13 protein-coding genes are annotated in these 16,347 nt (G+C 70.9%); 3 read left to right on the forward strand and 10 right to left on the reverse strand.

The window, feature by feature from the left end:
* Positions 1 to 36: 36 nt before the first annotated feature.
* The 4 genes from ACZ5VC_RS07975 to ACZ5VC_RS07990 form a co-directional block, all read right to left on the reverse strand.
* Positions 37 to 3,873 carry a multifunctional oxoglutarate decarboxylase/oxoglutarate dehydrogenase thiamine pyrophosphate-binding subunit/dihydrolipoyllysine-residue succinyltransferase subunit gene (locus ACZ5VC_RS07975; RefSeq protein ID WP_469119244.1) on the reverse strand — a complete coding sequence of 1,279 codons (3,837 nt, stop codon included), beginning with the start codon at positions 3,871 to 3,873 and terminating at the stop codon, positions 37 to 39.
* A 269-nt stretch (positions 3,874 to 4,142) separates the two neighbouring features.
* Positions 4,143 to 5,252, reverse strand: a complete 1,110-nt coding sequence (locus ACZ5VC_RS07980) for a HAMP domain-containing sensor histidine kinase (RefSeq protein WP_468707140.1) — start codon at positions 5,250 to 5,252, stop codon at positions 4,143 to 4,145.
* Positions 5,249 to 5,992, reverse strand: coding sequence for a response regulator transcription factor (locus ACZ5VC_RS07985; RefSeq protein ID WP_468707138.1), 744 nt, complete (start codon positions 5,990 to 5,992; stop codon positions 5,249 to 5,251). Before ACZ5VC_RS07985 ends, ACZ5VC_RS07980 begins: the two co-directional genes overlap by 4 nt.
* 113 nt (positions 5,993 to 6,105) lie before the next feature.
* On the reverse strand, positions 6,106 to 6,771 hold the full coding sequence (locus tag ACZ5VC_RS07990) for a spermidine synthase family protein (protein ID WP_469119245.1): 666 nt from the start codon (positions 6,769 to 6,771) through the stop codon (positions 6,106 to 6,108).
* Positions 6,772 to 7,044: 273 nt separating this feature from the next.
* Here ACZ5VC_RS07990 and ACZ5VC_RS07995 point away from each other — a divergent pair, with 273 nt between their 5' ends.
* On the forward strand, positions 7,045 to 7,812 hold the full coding sequence (locus tag ACZ5VC_RS07995) for a rhomboid-like protein (protein WP_469119246.1): 768 nt from the start codon (positions 7,045 to 7,047) through the stop codon (positions 7,810 to 7,812).
* Here the strand turns inward: ACZ5VC_RS07995 and ACZ5VC_RS08000 are convergent.
* Positions 7,730 to 8,266, reverse strand: coding sequence for a hypothetical protein (locus ACZ5VC_RS08000; protein ID WP_469119247.1), 537 nt, complete (start codon positions 8,264 to 8,266; stop codon positions 7,730 to 7,732). The genes ACZ5VC_RS07995 and ACZ5VC_RS08000 overlap by 83 nt on opposite strands.
* Positions 8,267 to 8,432: 166 nt before the next feature.
* Here ACZ5VC_RS08000 and lon point away from each other — a divergent pair, with 166 nt between their 5' ends.
* Positions 8,433 to 10,841 carry an endopeptidase La gene (gene lon, locus ACZ5VC_RS08005; protein WP_469119248.1) on the forward strand — a complete coding sequence of 803 codons (2,409 nt, stop codon included), beginning with the start codon at positions 8,433 to 8,435 and terminating at the stop codon, positions 10,839 to 10,841.
* Between the two features lie 72 nt (positions 10,842 to 10,913).
* Here lon and ACZ5VC_RS08010 read toward each other — a convergent pair whose 3' ends face one another.
* Together ACZ5VC_RS08010 and ACZ5VC_RS08015 are read right to left on the reverse strand one after the other, a co-directional pair.
* A complete protein-coding gene (locus tag ACZ5VC_RS08010) occupies positions 10,914 to 11,699 on the reverse strand; it encodes a trypsin-like serine peptidase (RefSeq protein ID WP_469119249.1) in 786 nt (261 codons plus the stop codon).
* 98 nt (positions 11,700 to 11,797) lie between these two features.
* The gene (locus ACZ5VC_RS08015) at positions 11,798 to 12,613 is read right to left on the reverse strand and encodes a lysozyme (protein WP_469119250.1); all 816 of its coding nucleotides are present in this window, start codon (positions 12,611 to 12,613) and stop codon (positions 11,798 to 11,800) included.
* 220 nt (positions 12,614 to 12,833) lie between these two features.
* Between ACZ5VC_RS08015 and ACZ5VC_RS08020 the strand changes: the two genes are divergently transcribed.
* Positions 12,834 to 13,319 carry a MarR family winged helix-turn-helix transcriptional regulator gene (locus tag ACZ5VC_RS08020; protein ID WP_469119251.1) on the forward strand — a complete coding sequence of 162 codons (486 nt, stop codon included), beginning with the start codon at positions 12,834 to 12,836 and terminating at the stop codon, positions 13,317 to 13,319.
* 86 nt (positions 13,320 to 13,405) lie between these two features.
* Here ACZ5VC_RS08020 and ACZ5VC_RS08025 read toward each other — a convergent pair whose 3' ends face one another.
* From ACZ5VC_RS08025 to ACZ5VC_RS08035, 3 genes are all read right to left on the reverse strand, one after another.
* Positions 13,406 to 13,960, reverse strand: a complete 555-nt coding sequence (locus tag ACZ5VC_RS08025; RefSeq protein ID WP_469119587.1) for a cupin domain-containing protein — start codon at positions 13,958 to 13,960, stop codon at positions 13,406 to 13,408.
* A 29-nt stretch (positions 13,961 to 13,989) separates the two neighbouring features.
* Positions 13,990 to 15,213, reverse strand: coding sequence for a cytochrome P450 (locus ACZ5VC_RS08030; RefSeq protein ID WP_469119252.1), 1,224 nt, complete (start codon positions 15,211 to 15,213; stop codon positions 13,990 to 13,992).
* Positions 15,214 to 15,297: 84 nt separating this feature from the next.
* The gene (locus ACZ5VC_RS08035) at positions 15,298 to 16,080 is read right to left on the reverse strand and encodes a hypothetical protein (protein WP_469119253.1); all 783 of its coding nucleotides are present in this window, start codon (positions 16,078 to 16,080) and stop codon (positions 15,298 to 15,300) included.
* Positions 16,081 to 16,347: the final 267 nt, after the last annotated feature.

Here is a 16,347-nt window from a genome sequence, read left to right on the forward strand (position 1 = left end):
CCTCCGTCAGTACGGCGACCGGTCGGTCGCGCCCGGTCAGGCGTCGAAGACCTCGGCCACCAGCTGGGCCTGCTCGATCTCGTGACGCTTCTTCGAGCCGACCGCCGGGGACGAGCTGTGCGGCCGTGAAATGCGACGCAGTCGCTCGGCGCCCGGGATGTCGGCGCCGACGGCCAGGTCGAGGTGGTCGATCAGGTTGAGCGCGATGAACGGCCAGGCACCCTGGTTCGCCGGCTCCTCCTGCGCCCACAGGTACTTGTCGGCGTTCGGGTACTTGGCGATCTCGGCCTGCAGCTCGGCACCCGGCAGCGGGTACAGGCGCTCCAGGCGGATGATCGCCGTGTCCGTCACGCCACGCTTCTTACGCTCGGCGTCGAGGTCGTAGTAGACCTTGCCGGCGCAGAAGACGACCTTGCGGACGTCCGTGGCGTTGACCGACTCGTCACCGATCACCGGGCGGAAGCCGCCGGTGGTGAACTCCTCCGCCTTCGACGCGGCCGCCTTGAGGCGGAGCATCGACTTCGGGGTGAAGACGATCAGCGGCTTGTGGTGCGGGTTGTGCACCTGCCACCGCAGGAGGTGGAAGTAGTTCGACGGCAGCGTCGGCATGGCGACCGTCATGTTGTCCTGCGCGCACATCTGGAGGAAGCGCTCCGGGCGGGCGGACGAGTGGTCCGGGCCCTGGCCCTCGTAGCCGTGCGGCAGCAGCAGCGTGACGCCGGAGGTCTGGCCCCACTTCTGCTCGGCCGAGGAGATGAACTCGTCGACGACGGTCTGCGCGCCGTTGACGAAGTCACCGAACTGGGCCTCCCAGATGACCAGCGCGTCCGGACGGGCCAGCGAGTAGCCGTACTCGAAGCCCATCGCCGCGTACTCGCTGAGCAGCGAGTCGTAGACGTTGTAGCGGGCCTGGTCCTCGGCGACGTAGAGCAGCGGCGTGTAGTCCTCGCCGGTCTCCTGGTCCACCAGCACCGCGTGGCGCTGACCGAAGGTGCCGCGACGCGAGTCCTGGCCGGACAGCCGGACCGGGGTGCCCTCCATGAGCAGCGAACCAATGGCCAGCGTCTCGCCCATGCCCCAGTCGATGGTGCCGTCGTCGATGGACGCCGCGCGGCGCTGCATCTGCGGCATCAGGCGCGGGTGCACCTTGATCCGCTCGGGGATCGTGACCTGCGACTCGGCGATCCGCTTCACGACCTCCTGGGAAACCGCGGTGGTGACCGGGACCGGGAAGTCGGGCTGCGGCTCGGGCACGTGCGCCTCGGCCGGCTGCTGGCTGGTCGCCTCGCGGACCTCCGCGAAGACCTTCTCCAGCTGGCCCTGGAAGTCCTGGAGCGCCTGCTCCGCCTCTTCGAGGGTGATGTCCCCGCGGCCGATCAGCGACTCGGTGTACAGCTTGCGCACCGAGCGCTTCTTGTCGATCAGGTTGTACATCTGCGGGTTGGTGAACTGCGGGTTGTCGCCCTCGTTGTGACCGCGGCGGCGGTAGCAGATGAGGTCGATCACGACGTCCTTGTTGAACGTCTGGCGGAACTCGAAGGCGAGCCGCGCGACACGGACCACGGCTTCCGGGTCGTCACCGTTCACATGGAAGATCGGCGCCTCGATCATGCGGGCCACATCGGTCGCGTACATGGACGAACGCGACGACTCCGGGGCGGCGGTGAAGCCGACCTGGTTGTTGATGACGATGTGGACCGTGCCGCCCGTGCGGTAGCCGCGCAGCTGCGACATGTTCAGCGTCTCGGCGACGACGCCCTGGCCCGCGAAGGCCGCGTCACCGTGCAGGGCGACCGGCAGGACCGTGAAGTCCGTACCGCCCTTGTTGATGACGTCCTGCTTGGCGCGGACGACACCCTCGAGGACCGGGTCGACCGCCTCCAGGTGGGAGGGGTTGGCGGTGAGCGAGACCTTGATCTGCTCGCCGTCCAGGCCGGTGAAGGTGCCCTCGGCGCCCAGGTGGTACTTCACGTCGCCGGAGCCGTGCATCGACTTCGGGTCGAGGTTGCCCTCGAACTCGCGGAAGATCTGCGCGTACGACTTGCCGACGATGTTCGCCAGGACGTTCAGCCGGCCGCGGTGGGCCATGCCGATGACGACCTCGTCCAGACGCGACTCGGCCGCCGAGTCGATGACCGCGTCGAGCAGCGGGATGACGGACTCGCCGCCCTCCAGCGAGAACCGCTTCTGGCCGACGTACTTGGTCTGCAGGAAGGTCTCGAACGCCTCGGCGGCGTTCAGCCGGCGCAGGATGCGCAGCTGCTCCTCGCGCTCCGGCTTGGAGTGCGAGCGCTCGACGCGGTCCTGGATCCACTTGCGCTGCTTCGGGTCCTGGATGTGCATGAACTCGACGCCGGTGGTGCGGCAGTACGAGTCGCGCAGCACGCCGAGGATGTCACGGAGCTTCATCATCGACTTGCCCGCGAAGCCACCGACCGCGAACTCTCGCTCGAGGTCCCACAGGGTGAGTCCGTGCTCGGTGATGTCCAGGTCGGGGTGCTTGCGCTGGCGGTACTCCAGCGGGTCGGTGTCGGCCATGACGTGGCCGCGGACCCGGTAGGAGTGGATCAGCTCGAAGACGCGGGCCGCCTTGGTGACGTCGTCGTCGTGCGAGGCGTCGATGTCCTTGAACCAGCGGACCGGCTCGTAGGGGATCCGCAGGGCCTTGAAGATCTCGTCGTAGAAGCCCTCCTCGCCCAGGAGGAAGTTGGCGACGATCCGCAGGAACTCGCCGGAGGCGGCTCCCTGGATGACCCGGTGGTCGTACGTCGAGGTCAGCGTCATGACCTTGGAGATGCCCAGCTTGTTCAGGGTGTCCTGGGAGGTGCCCTGGAACTCGGCGGGGTAGTCCATCGAGCCGACGCCCATGATGACGGACTGTCCGGGCATCAGCCGCGGCACGGAGTGCACGGTGCCCAGGCCGCCGGGGTTCGTCAGCGAGACGGTGACGCCGGTGAAGTCGTCCATCGTCAGCTTGTTGTTCCGGGCGCGGCGGACGATGTCCTCGTACGCCTGCCAGAACTCGAAGAAGTTGAGCGTTTCGGCCTTCTTGATGGCCGCGACGACCAGCTGGCGCTCGCCGTTGCCCTTGACCAGGTCGATGGCGAGGCCGAAGTTGACGTGCGGCGGCTTGACCAGGGTCGGCTTGCCGTCCTTCTCCGCGAAGGAGTAGTTCATCGACGGCATGGCCTTGAGGGCCTGCACCATCGCGTACCCGATGAGGTGCGTGAAGGAGATCTTCCCGCCGCGGGCGCGCTTGAGGTGGTTGTTGATGACGATGCGGTTGTCGAACAGCAGCTTCACCGGAACGGCGCGGACGGACGTGGCCGTCGGCACCTCCAGGGAGGCGTACATGTTCTTCGCGACGGCGGCGGACGGGCCGCGCAGCGTCACGAGCTCAGGCCCGGCGGGCGCCTCGGCGGGCTCGGCCTTGGCCGGCGCCTTCGCGGCAGCCGGCTGTGCGGCGGCTGCTGCGGGCGTGGCGGGCTTGGCCGGAGCCGGGGCGGCGGCCGCGGGCTTCGCCGGAGCGGCCGGCGCGGCCGCGGGGGCCGGGGTCTGGGCCGCGGGCGCGGCCTGGGGGGCCTGGGCCGGCGCGGCGGGCGCCTGGGCGGCCGGAGCGGCCGGGGCCGGGGTCACCGCAGCCCCCGCGGCTGCGGTACCGGTCGGGGGGGCTTCGGCCGTACCGGGCGTACCGGGCTTGTAGTCGGCGAAGAAGTCCCACCAGGCACGGTCGACCGAATTCGGGTCCTGGAGGTACTGCTGGTAGATCTCGTCGACGAGCCACTCATTGGGACCGAAGGCGGCGGCAGGGTTCTTACCCTGCTCGTCTTGGTCGGTCGAGATGCTCGAGTTACTGGGGGACTGAGACGACACGGCGGCAACCGCCCTCTTCCGCTTCACAAGGTGATGGACAGCGGAAATAAAGGCTACGCCTCCCCGGCCGAGAGGTGCAGACCGGGCGTGCCAACGTCGCGCAAGTCACACTTGACGAAGTGTTTCGGCGTACACAATGGCGGGAAACAAGCGTGGTTCCCCTGTGTTACGGGTACGCGACAGCGCGGCTGCGCACCCTTCGGCGCGCATCCCTGGCAACGTCCCGTTCACTTGGACGCAGAACGCGGGCTTCCGGTTCGAACCCTACGTCAACCGTTCGCCTGGAGGCTGCCCGGAAGAGTGACCTGGATGCGGCATCCACGTGCGGATTCGGCCACACCGATACGGCCACCGTGCAGATCCACCGCCCAGCGGGCGATCGCCAGGCCGAGACCCGTACCGCCGTCGCTTCCCGGGCCGTGCGGCGCGGCCACGCTGCCCCGGTTGAACCGCTCGAAGACCTTGCGCCGCTCCGACTCCGGAATGCCGGGGCCCTCGTCCTCGACCTCCAGCTCCAGCGAGCCCGGCTGCGGGCCGCGCCGGGCCCGTACCGTCACCCGGCCGTGCGGCGGGGAGTGCTTCACGGCGTTGTCGATCAGATTCGCCATCACCTGGTGCAGCCGCTCCGCGTCCGCGTGGGCGGTCAGCTCGGGCGGCGACACGTCGAGGTGCAGATGGACGTCGGTGCGGGTGTGATGGCCCGAGCCGGAGGACAGACCGCGCTGGGAGGCGGCGAGATTGGCCTCCCGCAGCACGCCCGACAGGTAGGGCCACACCTCGAAGCGCCGCGCCTTCAGCGTGACGACACCGTTGTCGAGTCGTGACAGATCGAGCAGGGTCTCCACCAGCCGGCCGAGGCGCTCGGTCTGCTTCAGGGCCGTACGCATCGTCTCCGGATCGGCGGCCGAGACCCCGTCCACGACGTTCTCCAGGACCGCCCGCAGGGCGGCGATGGGGGTGCGCAGCTCGTGCGAGACATTGGCGACCAGCTCCTTGCGGTGCCGGTCCACCGCCTCCAGGTCGTCCGCCATGCGGTTGATCGTGGAGGCGAGGTTCCCGAGCTCGTCGCGGCGGTCCGCGCCCCGGACGCGCCGCGTGTAGTCACCGTCCGAGATGGAGGTGGCGACCGTGTTCATCTCGTCCAGCGGCGCGGTCAGACCGTGCGCCACGAACTGGGTGATCAACAGCGTCGCGATCATCGCGAAGACCGTGATGTAACGGAATTCGGTGGCCGTCCTTATGGCCACCAGGGCCAGCCCCGAGGTGATGAACACCGATCCGACGACCAGCGCGCCGAGCTTGGTCTTGATCGAGATCAGGATTCTGCGCGCCCGTCGTCCGGGGTGCGCCTCCCGCACCCGGGGCCGGAGCGTGCTCATGGCGCCGGGGTCTCCAGCGCGTATCCCACGCCATGGACGGTACGGATCCGCTCCGCCCCGATCTTGCGGCGCAGCGCCTTGATGTGGCTGTCGACGGTCCGGGTGCCCGAGGCGTCCGCCCAGTCCCACACCTCGGCCAGCAGCTGCTCCCGGGAGAGCACCGCGCGCGGCGTGTTCGCCAGGCAGACGAGCAGGTCGAACTCGGTCGGCGTCAGGTGCACGTCCTCGGTGCGCACCCGGACCCGTCGCTGAGCGTGGTCGATCTCCAGCTCGCCCAGGCGCAGGATGCCGCTGCGTGGCGTCACGGCGGCAAGCGCCGCCCGCTCCACTCTGCGCAGCAGGACGTGCACCCGGGCCGCCAGCTCGCGCATCGAGAACGGCTTGGTCATGTAGTCGTCGGCGCCGACGCCGAGACCCACGAGCATGTCGGTCTCGTCGTCGCGCGCCGTGAGCATCAGGACCGGGACCGGGCGCTGGGCCTGGACGCGGCGGCAGACCTCCAGCCCGTCGAAGCCGGGCAGCATCACGTCGAGGACCATCAGGTCCGGCTGCCAGGCCTCCGCCGCGTCGACGGCGGCAGGGCCGTCGGTCGCCGTCTGGACCAGGAAACCCTCGGCCCGTAGCCGGGCGGCGATGGCGTCCACGATCGTGGTGTCGTCCTCGACGACCAGGACCCGTCGCTGGGCGCTGGTCGTCGGGTACGACGCCGCACCGTTGTGGCTGGTGTGTGTCTGCTCCATCGCCCCGCCCCTGTCGCGCTGTCCGCGCACCGCACGTAGTTCTGTGTGGCCGTTTCCGTCCGGCCGTGATCCGTGTGTGAGTCAGCAGCGTAAAGGCAGTCGCGCCGTCCCGGCTACGCAGCCCGGATGCCGAGGTGCACCACATCGGGAACGCCCCGGGCAACGTGGATCTCTTCGGTTCTTACCCCGCTGAATCCGGCATTCCGCAACGACTCTTCGAATTTCTCCGACGGTTGGGCGGACCACACGGCGAGCACGCCGCCCGGTGCCAGCCGGTCCCAACAGGCCGCCAGCCCCGCGGGGGAGTACAGGTTCTCGTTGTCCTCGGTGACGGTCCAGTCCGGGCCGTTGTCGATGTCCAGGCAGAGGGCGTCGTAGGTGTCCGGGGAGGTGTGGAGGTACTCCACGAGGTCCGTGTGAAGGATCACGGTGCGCGGATCGCCGAGGGCCTGCCCCGAGATCGCCGCGAGCGGCCCCTCACGGTGCCAGTCGATGATCGCCTGTTCGCGCTCGACGACCGCGATCCGCGACCAGCCCGGGTCGGACGCCGCGTGTGCCAGGGAGAACCCGACGCCGAGTCCGCCGATCAGTACGGAGTGGCCCGGGGCGCCGCCGAGCGCCTGGGCGGCCGCGTCGATGAGCAGACGCTCCGAGCGGCCGTCGGACGTGTCCATCAGGAACGTGCCGTTGGCGATGATCTGGAGGAGGGACCCGTCCCGTCGCAGTACCACCTCCCCGTACGGTCCTTCGCGCCGGTCGAGGGTGACGGGGGCGGACATGGCGGGGAGCCTCCTGCCGTGTGCGGGTAGGTGTCGGACGGTTCCGGACACGTCTCGCGTACCCGGACGCCGCCGGCCCATCCTCCCCGTACGGCAGGGGTCGGGACAAGCGCATGGGCCGCTCCCCGCGTGACGGAGGTCACGGGACGCGGGGAGTGGCGATCGCCGCGTGTGGGGCAGGGTGGAGCCGGGGGACGTGTCGACAGGCAGCGGACGGAGGGATCTGGCGCGGTGCACCGGCTTCCCCCGCCCGGAACGGCCGAAGGGGCCACGGTGTCCGGCACAGTGTCCGACGGGCGTGCGAGCGCATCGCCCGAGGAAGGCGCCCCGCCGCTGAACGCCGTCCCGGCCCAGCGGACCGCCGCCATGTCCCGAGCCCGCTACCCGGTTCCCCGGGCCGGCGCTCTCCTGCCCACACCCCGGGGCACCCCCTTCACCTTCTGCTACACCCTCGTCCTCGTCGCGACCTCCCTGTACACGCGGTTCGGCGACCCGGACACGGTCGCCGCGCTGCTCCGGGGGTCCAGTACGGACGCCGCCCACCTCTCCCGCACGCCGCTGCTCGTCCTGGCCGCCAGCGCCCTGTGGATCGCGGGCGGCCTCGCCTCTCCGTACGCCCTCGGCTTCGTCCTCGTCCTCACCGCTCTGGAGCGCCGCGTCGGCGGAGTGCGCACGGCGGGCGTCTTCCTGGCCGGGCACGTCGTGGCGACCCTCGCCACCGAGGTGCCGGTCGGACTGTCCGTCCTCGCCGGGCGGCTGCCCGAGTCGTCGCTCCACCGGCTCGACTACGGCATCAGTTTCGGGCTGCTCGCCTGCGTCGGCGCACTCGCCGGCCTGCTCCGCGCGCCCGCGCGGACAGCACTCCTGGGCGGGACCGCGCTCGTACTGGTCCGCGACCTGCTGGCGTTCGAGGATCCGATCAGCAACTGGGGTCATCCACTCGCGCTGTTGGCGGGGGTCACTTGCTGGTCAGTCGTGCGTCGTCGGGCAGCGCCGCGAACACCCGGTCCAGAGCCGGCGGCCGCTCCCCGTCCCCGGTGACGACGACCCGGTGCTGATGCGCGATCACATACTGGAAGCCGTCGAAGACGGGCGTCCCGGTGGGCCGGGCGGGCACCTTGGCGTAGGCGGGGTCCTCCAGGGCCTCGCGCAGCGTCCCGACGTCGGCCGGGGACATCCGGCCGGTGCGCTCCGGCTTCGTCCCCGACCGGGTGGTGTAGCGGCCGTCGTAACGGACGGTCAGGTCGTTGCTGACACCCGCGAAACCGCCGCTGACGTTCACATGGACGAGCACCTCGTCCGGGTCGGGGGTGTCCTTCGGCGGCGCCGGAGTGCCCGAAGGCCCCTCGGCGGGTGGTGACGGCGCCCCGCCGCCGGTCTGCGCGGGCCGGTCCGGGGGCGGCGGTCCCGAGGTCCCGCAGCCGGTCACTCCGAGCGCGACGGCCAGCAACAGCCCCGCGCCCCACGCACCTCGTCCGCACCCCCGCATGGTCATGGCCCCGAGCATGCCGGGTCGGGCGGGAGAGGACCACCCCTCCGCCGCATCCGTCCGGACCCTCCCCCCGAAAGTGATCGCTCAGAGCGAACAGTCGCCGGGGAACAATCCTCCGCTCACGAGCATTGAGTCGGCATAGCTCAACTTGAATGCTGAAGGGGAGATCATGGCTGCTGAGTCCACGGAGTACTCGACGCTCACTCTGCCTGTGCTGCCGCTCGACGACGAGGTCGTGCTGCCCGGAATGGTGGTGCCGCTCGATCTGTCCGACAACGACGTGCGTGCCGCGGTCGAGGCCGCGCAGGCTGCCGCGGCGGGCAGCAAGCCCAAGGTGCTGCTGGTGCCCCGGATCGACGGGACGTACGCCGGTACCGGTGTGCTCGGCACCGTGGAGCAGGTGGGACGGCTCTCCGACGGCGACCCCGGTGCCCTGATCCGCGGCCGCGGCCGCGTGAGGATCGGTGCCGGCACGACAGGGCCGGGCGCGGCCCTCTGGGTCGAGGGCGCCACCGTCGAGGAGACGGTCCCCGACCCGCTCCCCGGCTCGGTGAACGAGCTGGTCACCGAGTACAAGGCGCTCGCCACCAGCTGGCTGAAGAAGCGCGGAGCCTGGCAGGTCGTCGACCGCGTCCAGCAGATCGACGACGTCTCGGCCCTCGCCGACAACGCCGGCTACTCGCCGTTCCTGACGGTCGGCCAGAAGGTCGAACTGCTGGAGACCGAGGACCCGGTCGCCCGGCTCAGGCTCGCCACCGAGCAGCTGCGCGGCCACCTCGCCGAGCAGGAGGTCGCCGAGTCCATCGCCAAGGACGTCCAGGAGGGCGTCGACAAGCAGCAGCGCGAATTCCTGCTGCGGCGTCAGCTGGAAGCCGTCCGCAAGGAGCTGCGCGAACTCAACGGAGAGAGCGGCACCGAGGACGAGCCGGACGACTACCGCGCCCGGGTCGAGGCCGCCGACCTTCCCGGGAAGGTCCGGGAGGCCGCCCTCAAGGAGGTCGACAAGCTGGAGCGGTCCAGCGACCAGTCCCCGGAGGGCTCCTGGATCCGCACCTGGCTCGACACCGTCCTCGAACTGCCGTGGAACGAGCGCACCGAGGACGAGTACGACATCCAGGGCGCCAAGGCGATCCTCGACGCCGAGCACGCGGGCCTGGAGGACGTGAAGGAACGCATCACCGAGTACCTGGCCGTGCGCAAGCGGCGCGCCGAGCGGGGCCTCGGCGTGGTCGGCGGCCGCCGGGGCGGCGCCGTGCTCGCGCTCGTCGGCCCGCCCGGAGTCGGCAAGACCTCGCTGGGCGAGTCCGTCGCGCACGCGATGGGCCGCGAGTTCGTCCGCGTCGCGCTCGGCGGCGTCCGGGACGAGGCGGAGATCCGCGGCCACCGGCGTACGTACGTCGGCGCGCTGCCTGGCCGTATCGTCCGCGCCATCAAGGAGGCCGGGTCCATGAACCCGGTGGTCCTGCTCGACGAGATCGACAAGGTCGGTTCCGACTTCCGCGGCGACCCGGCCGCCGCGCTGCTCGAAGTCCTCGACCCGGCGCAGAACCACACCTTCCGGGACCACTACCTGGAGGTCGAACTCGACCTCAGCGATGTCGTCTTCCTCGCCACGGCCAACGTGCTGGAAGCGATCCCGGAGGCCCTGCTCGACCGTATGGAACTGGTCAGGCTCGACGGCTACACCGAGGACGAGAAGGTCGTCATCGCCCGCGACCACCTGCTGCCCCGTCAGCTGGAGCGCGCGGGACTGGAGCCGGGCGAGGTCGTCCTGGAGGAGGCGTCGCTGCGCAAGCTGGCCGGCGAGTACACCCGCGAGGCGGGCGTCCGCACCCTGGAGCGCTCGATCGCACGCCTGCTGCGGAAGGTGGCGGCGCAGCACGAACTGGGCGACCGCGAACTGCCGTTCACGATCTCCCCGGACGATCTGCGGGCGCTCATCGGACGGCCCCACCACGTCCCCGAGTCGGCGCAGGACCCGGCCGAGCGGCGCACCTCGGTGCCCGGTGTGGCCACCGGCCTGGCGGTGACCGGCGCCGGCGGCGACGTCCTCTTCGTGGAGGCGTCGCTGGCCGACCCGGAGACGGGCGCGGCGGGACTCACGCTCACCGGACAGCTCGGTGACGTGATGAAGGAGTCCGCGCGGATCGCGCTCTCCTTCCTGCGGTCGCACGGCGCGGAGCTGGAGCTGCCGGTGACCGGGCTGAAGGACCGGGGCGTGCACATCCACTTCCCGGCGGGCGCGGTCCCCAAGGACGGCCCGAGCGCGGGCATCACGATGACGACCGCGCTGGCGTCGCTGCTCTCCGGGCGTCTGGTCCGTACGGACGTGGCGATGACCGGTGAGGTGTCGCTGACCGGGCGGGTGCTGCCGATCGGCGGTCTGAAGCAGAAGCTGCTGGCCGCGCACCGGGCGGGCATCACGACCGTGGTCATCCCGAAGCGGAACGAGGCCGACCTGGACGACGTCCCGGCCGAGATCCTTCAGAAGCTGGAGGTCCACCCGGTGACGGACGTCCGCCAGGTCCTGGAGATCGCCCTCGCCCCGGCGGAGGTGCTGGTGACGGCGGCGGCGTAGCGTCCGGCGCGAGGCCGGTTCCTCCTGCCCCTGGACGGGCGGGAGGGACCGGCCTCCGTGCGGGGGAGCGCCCTACGCGCGGGCCGCCCTCTCGTAGAGCGTCCGCGCCCGCGCGCCGAAGAGCACCGCCGTCGACTCGGTGTCCGTGTCGCCGCCGCTCAGAACGCCGATCAGGCGGCCCGGACGGCGCGCGTCCCGGTAGTCGGCGAGCCAGGGGCTGCCGCTCGTGCCGTCCCAGAAGCCAGCGCACTCCATCACCATGGAGCCCTTCAGGTCCGGGTCGGCGGTGGCGTCCGTGGTGCAGGAGATCGGGGTGTTCCCCGGATTGTGGTCCGCGTTCGGATAACCGACGACGGTCACCCGGCGGTCCGGCCGCGACGACCAGTCGGGCGCCGCGCCGCCCACGACCTGCTGCACGCTGCGGCCCTTCGCGTCCGGCTCGAGGGTGAGGAAGGCGTAGTCGACGGCGTCGTCACCCTCGTCGCGCCAGCCGTCGTCGACCTGGACCGACCGGACCTTCCAGGTGCCGTACGGGGCCGTGCCCTCGCCCGGGCCGCGGAAGCCGGGGGCGAACGAGAAGTCCTTCATGTACTCCCCGTCCGTGAACACACAGTGCGCCGCCGTCGCGACGACGTCGCCCTTCGGGCTGTCCACCACGCTCGCCGTGCACCAGTGGCCGTCCTCGCCGGTCAGGACGCCCACCGACGGCAGGCCCGCGCCGGGCGCCGCGGAGGTTCCGGGGGTGGGCGCGGGGGCCCGCGCCGGCGCCGCCGAGCGTGCGGGCGCGGCGCACGCGGTGGCTCCGGTGAGGACGGCGGCGACGCACCACAGCAACAGCCTCTTCCCGTGCACGTACATACGCCCCATCCTTACTCACCTCCGGGCCGCGGGGCAGGGGGAAACCCCCGGCGCGGACGGCGCCGGGGGTTTCGCAGGGTGGGCGGTGAGGCCGGCCGTCAGCCGTACGCCAGCGCCTGGAGGCGGTCGTAGGGGCCGTTGAACCTGCTGTGGTCGCCGACCGTCGGACCCGTCGAGGTGTACTGCCACATGGTGTAGTACGCCCAGCCGGCCGGGAGTTCGCCCGCCGTCGTGTCGTAGCGGGCGATCCACAGCGGATTGACCGCGCCGAAACCGGAGTAGTTGCCGGTGCACTGCTTCCACCAGGAGGTGGCCGTGTAGATGAGCGGGGCGCGGCCGGTGCGGGCCTTGTAGCGGTTCACGAAGTCACGGATCCAGGTGACCATGCCGGACGCGGTCTTGCCGTAGCAGGCCGCGCCGTAGGGATTCCACTCGATGTCCAGCGCGCCCGGCAGGGTCCTGCCGTCGCGGGACCAGCCACCGCCGTTGTTGACGAAGTAGTCGGCCTGGGTCGCGCCGTTCGTGGTGTCGGGGGTGGCGAAGTGGTACGCCCCGCGGATCATCCCGACGCCGTAGGAGCCGTTGTACTGCTGCCCGAAGTAGGGGTTCTTGTAATACGTCCCCTCGGTGGCCTTCACATAGGCCCACTTCACACCGCTGTTCCAGAGCGTGGACCAGGCGACGTTGCCCTGGTGGCTGGAGACGTCCACGCCTTCGGTCTGGACGTTGCGTGAGTCGCGCGGGAGACCGCCCACGCCGTCGTGGGTGGCGACGCCCATACCCATGTGGGCCTCGCCGCGGACCGGCTTGTCGGCGGCGGTGGCCGCGCCGGGGAGAGTGAGGAGGAGAGCCAGGACCGCGAGGAGCGCGGCGGCGGGGGAGAAGCGGGACGTGCCGGATCTGTGCACGGGCATTGCGTGCCTCCGAAAGAGCCTCGGTGGTGGGGGGGATCCGATGTCGACAAGTCCATGGTGTGGACATGTCACTGTTGACGCTACGCACGTAGACCGCCCGCGCGGAAGGGGGACAGGATGCTGCCGTTGGTCTACGCCTGCGAAATACTGGCGGAGCTGCGGCAACGGCCGCCGGTGGCGGAAACTTTCAGATTCCGGAAAGCGCGCGAGGGGTGCTGACGTGCAGGGAAGCGGTACGGGGAGCGAAGAGGACTCCCGGGGGACAAGTGGTGTGGACCACGAATTCCTGGCCCTGGAGCGCGAATTGGCTGTCTTTCTGCGCCGCGCCCGTGCCTCCTCCGGCGAAATGGCCCGCGAGGTCCATCCGGACCTGGAGCCCGCCGCCTATGGACTCCTCGTCCGTCTTGACGAGGCCGGAAGTCAGCGCGCCACGGACCTGGCCGGCTACTTCGGCGTCGGCAAGGCGACCATGAGCCGTCAGCTCCGCGCCCTGGAGGACCTCGGGCTCGTCACCCGCGCCCCCGACCCCGCCGACGGCCGCGCCTCCCTCGTCCGGATCACCGACGAGGGCCGCGACCGCTTCCGGCACGTCCGCGACGCCCGCCGGGAGCGTTACGTACGCAAGCTGGCCGGCTGGGACCGCGGTGAGATCGCCGAACTGGCGCGGCTGCTGCACCAGCTCAACACCCGAGCCGAGAGCCCCTAGCCCGAGTCCGCGACGTCCCGTCCACCCGCCGACGCCTGGCGCGCACGCTCGCGCACCCGCCCCCACCACGAACCTCGCGGCGGCGCTCATGAAGCCGCGCCCCCAAGCGGCGGCCCGTGCCGCAGCGGCGTCAGCTGTTCGATGTCGTAGCGGGTCCGCAGCGCGGCGACGGCCGCGTGGTCGACCGGGCCGCCCGAGCCGAGAATCTCCATCAGCTCCTCGAAGTACTTCTCGTGGTCCGGCGGAGGCGCGGCCTGGAAGAGGACCCGCGCGGGCTCGCCCGTCGGATTGGCGAACGCGTGCGGACACCCCGGGGGTACGAGCATCAGCGTGCCCGCCCTCGCCCGGACGGTCCGCTCCCCGGACGGGGACTCCCACTCGCGCCAGGAGTCGGGCGTGCGGATTCTCGGCTCGAAGGCGAGCACGTCCAGCTCGCCCTCCAGCACATAGAACAACTCCTCGCTGTTCTTGTGGGCGTGGGCGCCGACGTCGAACCCCGGCGGCACCACCACCTCGAACGTCGACGCGGTCAGGGACTGCCCGCCGGCCACCTTGAAGGTCACCTGCTGCGCCGCGGTCGTCAGGGTCTTGCCCCCGCCCGGCGGCACGATCACTCCGCTGCCCGCCCGGACCGCCGTCATCGCCAGACCCGCCTTGGCATGGTGCGCGGTCACCAGGCCACCGGCAGGGACTCGGGGCCGCGGATCAGCGCACCGCGCTGCCACTGGACCTCCTCCTCGGGGACGGCGAGCCGCAGGCCGGGGAAGCGGTCCCACAGCGTCGCCAGCAGAATCTCCGACTCCATCCGGGCGAGCGCGGCGCCGGGACAGTAGTGCGGTCCGTGACCGAAGGCGACGTGGGGGTTGTAGGCGCGGTCGAAGTCCAGCGCGTTCGGGTCGGCGAACACCGACGGGTCCCGGTTCGCCGTCAGGTACGACACGTAGATCGCCTCGCCCTCGGGGATCACCACCCCGGCGACCTCGACGTCCTCCATCGCGATCCGGGACAGGCCGACGGCGTTGCGGTGCGGGATGTAGCGCAGCAGCTCCTCGACGGCCTGCGGCAGCAGCTCCGGCTGGGCGCGCAGCCTGGCGAGCTGCTCCGGGTGCGTGAGCAGCGCGTAGACCATGTTGGCGCTGTTGTTGCGGACGGCGTGGGCGCCGCCGATCTGGATCAGTACGGCGAGGCCGATCGCTTCGGTCTCGGTGAGCACCCCTTCGCCGACGGCCTCGGCCAGTACCGCGGTCAGCGCGTCGCTCTCGGAGCCGTGGCTGCGGCCGATGAGCGTACGGAAGTACTCGGACATCTCGTTCTTGGCCTGCTCGCTGACCTCCCGGCCGGCCGCGGCGGAGATGATGGTGTCGGACCAGTGGGCCATCAGATGCCGGTCCTCGGCCGGTACGCCCATCAGCTCGGTGACCATGATCAGCGGGAAGGGGCGGTTGACCATCTCCATGAGGTCGGCCGGCTGACCATGCTCCTCCAGCGCGTCCAGCAGACCGTTCATCGCCTCCTGGGCGTGCTCCCGCAGGGCCTTGAGCGCGCGGGCGCTGAACGCCTTCGCCACGACGCGCCGCATCCGGGTGTGGTCGGGCGGATCGGCGAACCCGACCGCGTCGTCCGTCGGGATGAAGTGCGGGGCGAGCCGGGTGACGGAGCGACCGAACACGGCCTGCCGGCTGAACCGGGGGTCCACGGTCACGAACTTCACGTCCTCGTACCGCGTGACGAGCCAGGCATGGCCCTCACCGTGCGGCAGGCGGATGCGGGTGATCGGCTCGTCGTGCAGCAGCCGGGCGAGCAGCGGGTCGAAGTCCAGACCGGTCAGATCGGGGACGGCCCAGAAGTGCACCTCGGGGGAGGGTGGTGCGGCGGGCGGCATGGCTTGGGTCATGTTCCCTCCCTCCCCGGTTTCCGAGCGAAGTTCGCCAAAGTCTGACAAACACACTCAATTGCACGAGGGGGTGGAGCGCCGGGCTCACAGCTCCACGTGTACGGCCGTCGCGTCGTCGTGCGTCTTCCAGCGGCGGAAGCCGCCCGCCTCCGCGTCCCGGGACTCCCTCGCCCGCACCCGGTCGATCAGGCCGTCCGGCCCCTCCTTCTCGACGAGAAGGAACAGGTCCGTCCAGCTGCCCTCCTCGAACAGCTCCACCCAGCGCGACGCGCCGTCCGTGAGTGCCGCCAGGGCCCGTACCTCCGCGCGTGGCGTCACCCCGGTCACGGCGAGCCCCGCCACCGACGGGTCGGCCGCCGCGGTGTGGAAGCCGCCCTCGGCGTTGCGCAGCGCGTCCGTGGCCTCCAGCGAGCGCAGGATCTCCGGCGGAATCCGGTCGAGCCGGTCGTCGAGGACCGCATGCACCGCCCCGGTGGGTGAGGCGAGCAGCAGAGCGGAGTCGGACAGGACCAGATGTTCGACCGAGACGTCGTCCCAGCGCGCCATCACCACGGTCGCCTGCGGCGTACGTACGTGAGAAAGGTCACAGGTGTCGCGATGGGCGTCCGCGGTGCGCCGGATTGCCAGCGACAGGATCTCGGCCAGGGGCATCTCCCGCCGCGAACCGGACAGTTCGGTCAGGGCGCCACCGAGCCGGGCCGTGAACCAGGGGACGGTGTGCACACAACCGTCATCTCCCCGGGGTGGGGTCACCCCGTCCAGCAGCACCAGCACTCCGCCCTGGCCCGACGCGGGAAGGGCCACGGCGGCCCAGTCCTCGTTGGGGCGTTCGGGGCTGCCGGGGACGGTGGCGAGTGCGGTGCGCATGGGAGCCAGTCTGCATGACTCCTTCACATCACCGCCGAATGGCCGAAATTGGCCTGTACCAGCAGGTCAGAGCATGCACCACAGGCGGAATCGGTGACTCCGAGAAGCTGCGGGCGCGCATCCTGCCAAAGGCCGCGCGGAAGTTCCAGCCGACGGTTCCGGCGCCCCCGCCGCTCCCGTCCGGGCAGGTTGTTTGTCAACTCGGGAGTGTTGTTCACTCGTTCGGGTGGCGGAGCGGCCGATGCGCGTCCCCTTCCCAAAAGCGCT

This window comes from Streptomyces sp. NPDC033174, assembly GCF_055577795.1.

Excerpts from the sequence above, each read along its gene's own strand:
- ACZ5VC_RS07980 (WP_468707140.1), bottom strand. The coding sequence starts at position 5,252 with ATGAGCACGCTCCGGCCCCGGGTGCGGGAGGCGCACCCCGGACGACGG.
- ACZ5VC_RS07985 (WP_468707138.1), bottom strand. The coding sequence starts at position 5,992 with ATGGAGCAGACACACACCAGCCACAACGGTGCGGCGTCGTACCCGACG.
- ACZ5VC_RS07990 (WP_469119245.1), bottom strand. The coding sequence starts at position 6,771 with ATGTCCGCCCCCGTCACCCTCGACCGGCGCGAAGGACCGTACGGGGAG.
- ACZ5VC_RS08000 (WP_469119247.1), bottom strand. The coding sequence starts at position 8,266 with ATGACCATGCGGGGGTGCGGACGAGGTGCGTGGGGCGCGGGGCTGTTG.
- lon (WP_469119248.1), top strand. The coding sequence starts at position 8,433 with ATGGCTGCTGAGTCCACGGAGTACTCGACGCTCACTCTGCCTGTGCTG.
- ACZ5VC_RS08010 (WP_469119249.1), bottom strand. The coding sequence starts at position 11,699 with ATGTACGTGCACGGGAAGAGGCTGTTGCTGTGGTGCGTCGCCGCCGTC.
- ACZ5VC_RS08015 (WP_469119250.1), bottom strand. The coding sequence starts at position 12,613 with ATGCCCGTGCACAGATCCGGCACGTCCCGCTTCTCCCCCGCCGCCGCG.
- ACZ5VC_RS08025 (WP_469119587.1), bottom strand. The coding sequence starts at position 13,960 with ATGACGGCGGTCCGGGCGGGCAGCGGAGTGATCGTGCCGCCGGGCGGG.
- ACZ5VC_RS08030 (WP_469119252.1), bottom strand. The coding sequence starts at position 15,213 with ATGACCCAAGCCATGCCGCCCGCCGCACCACCCTCCCCCGAGGTGCAC.
- ACZ5VC_RS08035 (WP_469119253.1), bottom strand. The coding sequence starts at position 16,080 with ATGCGCACCGCACTCGCCACCGTCCCCGGCAGCCCCGAACGCCCCAAC.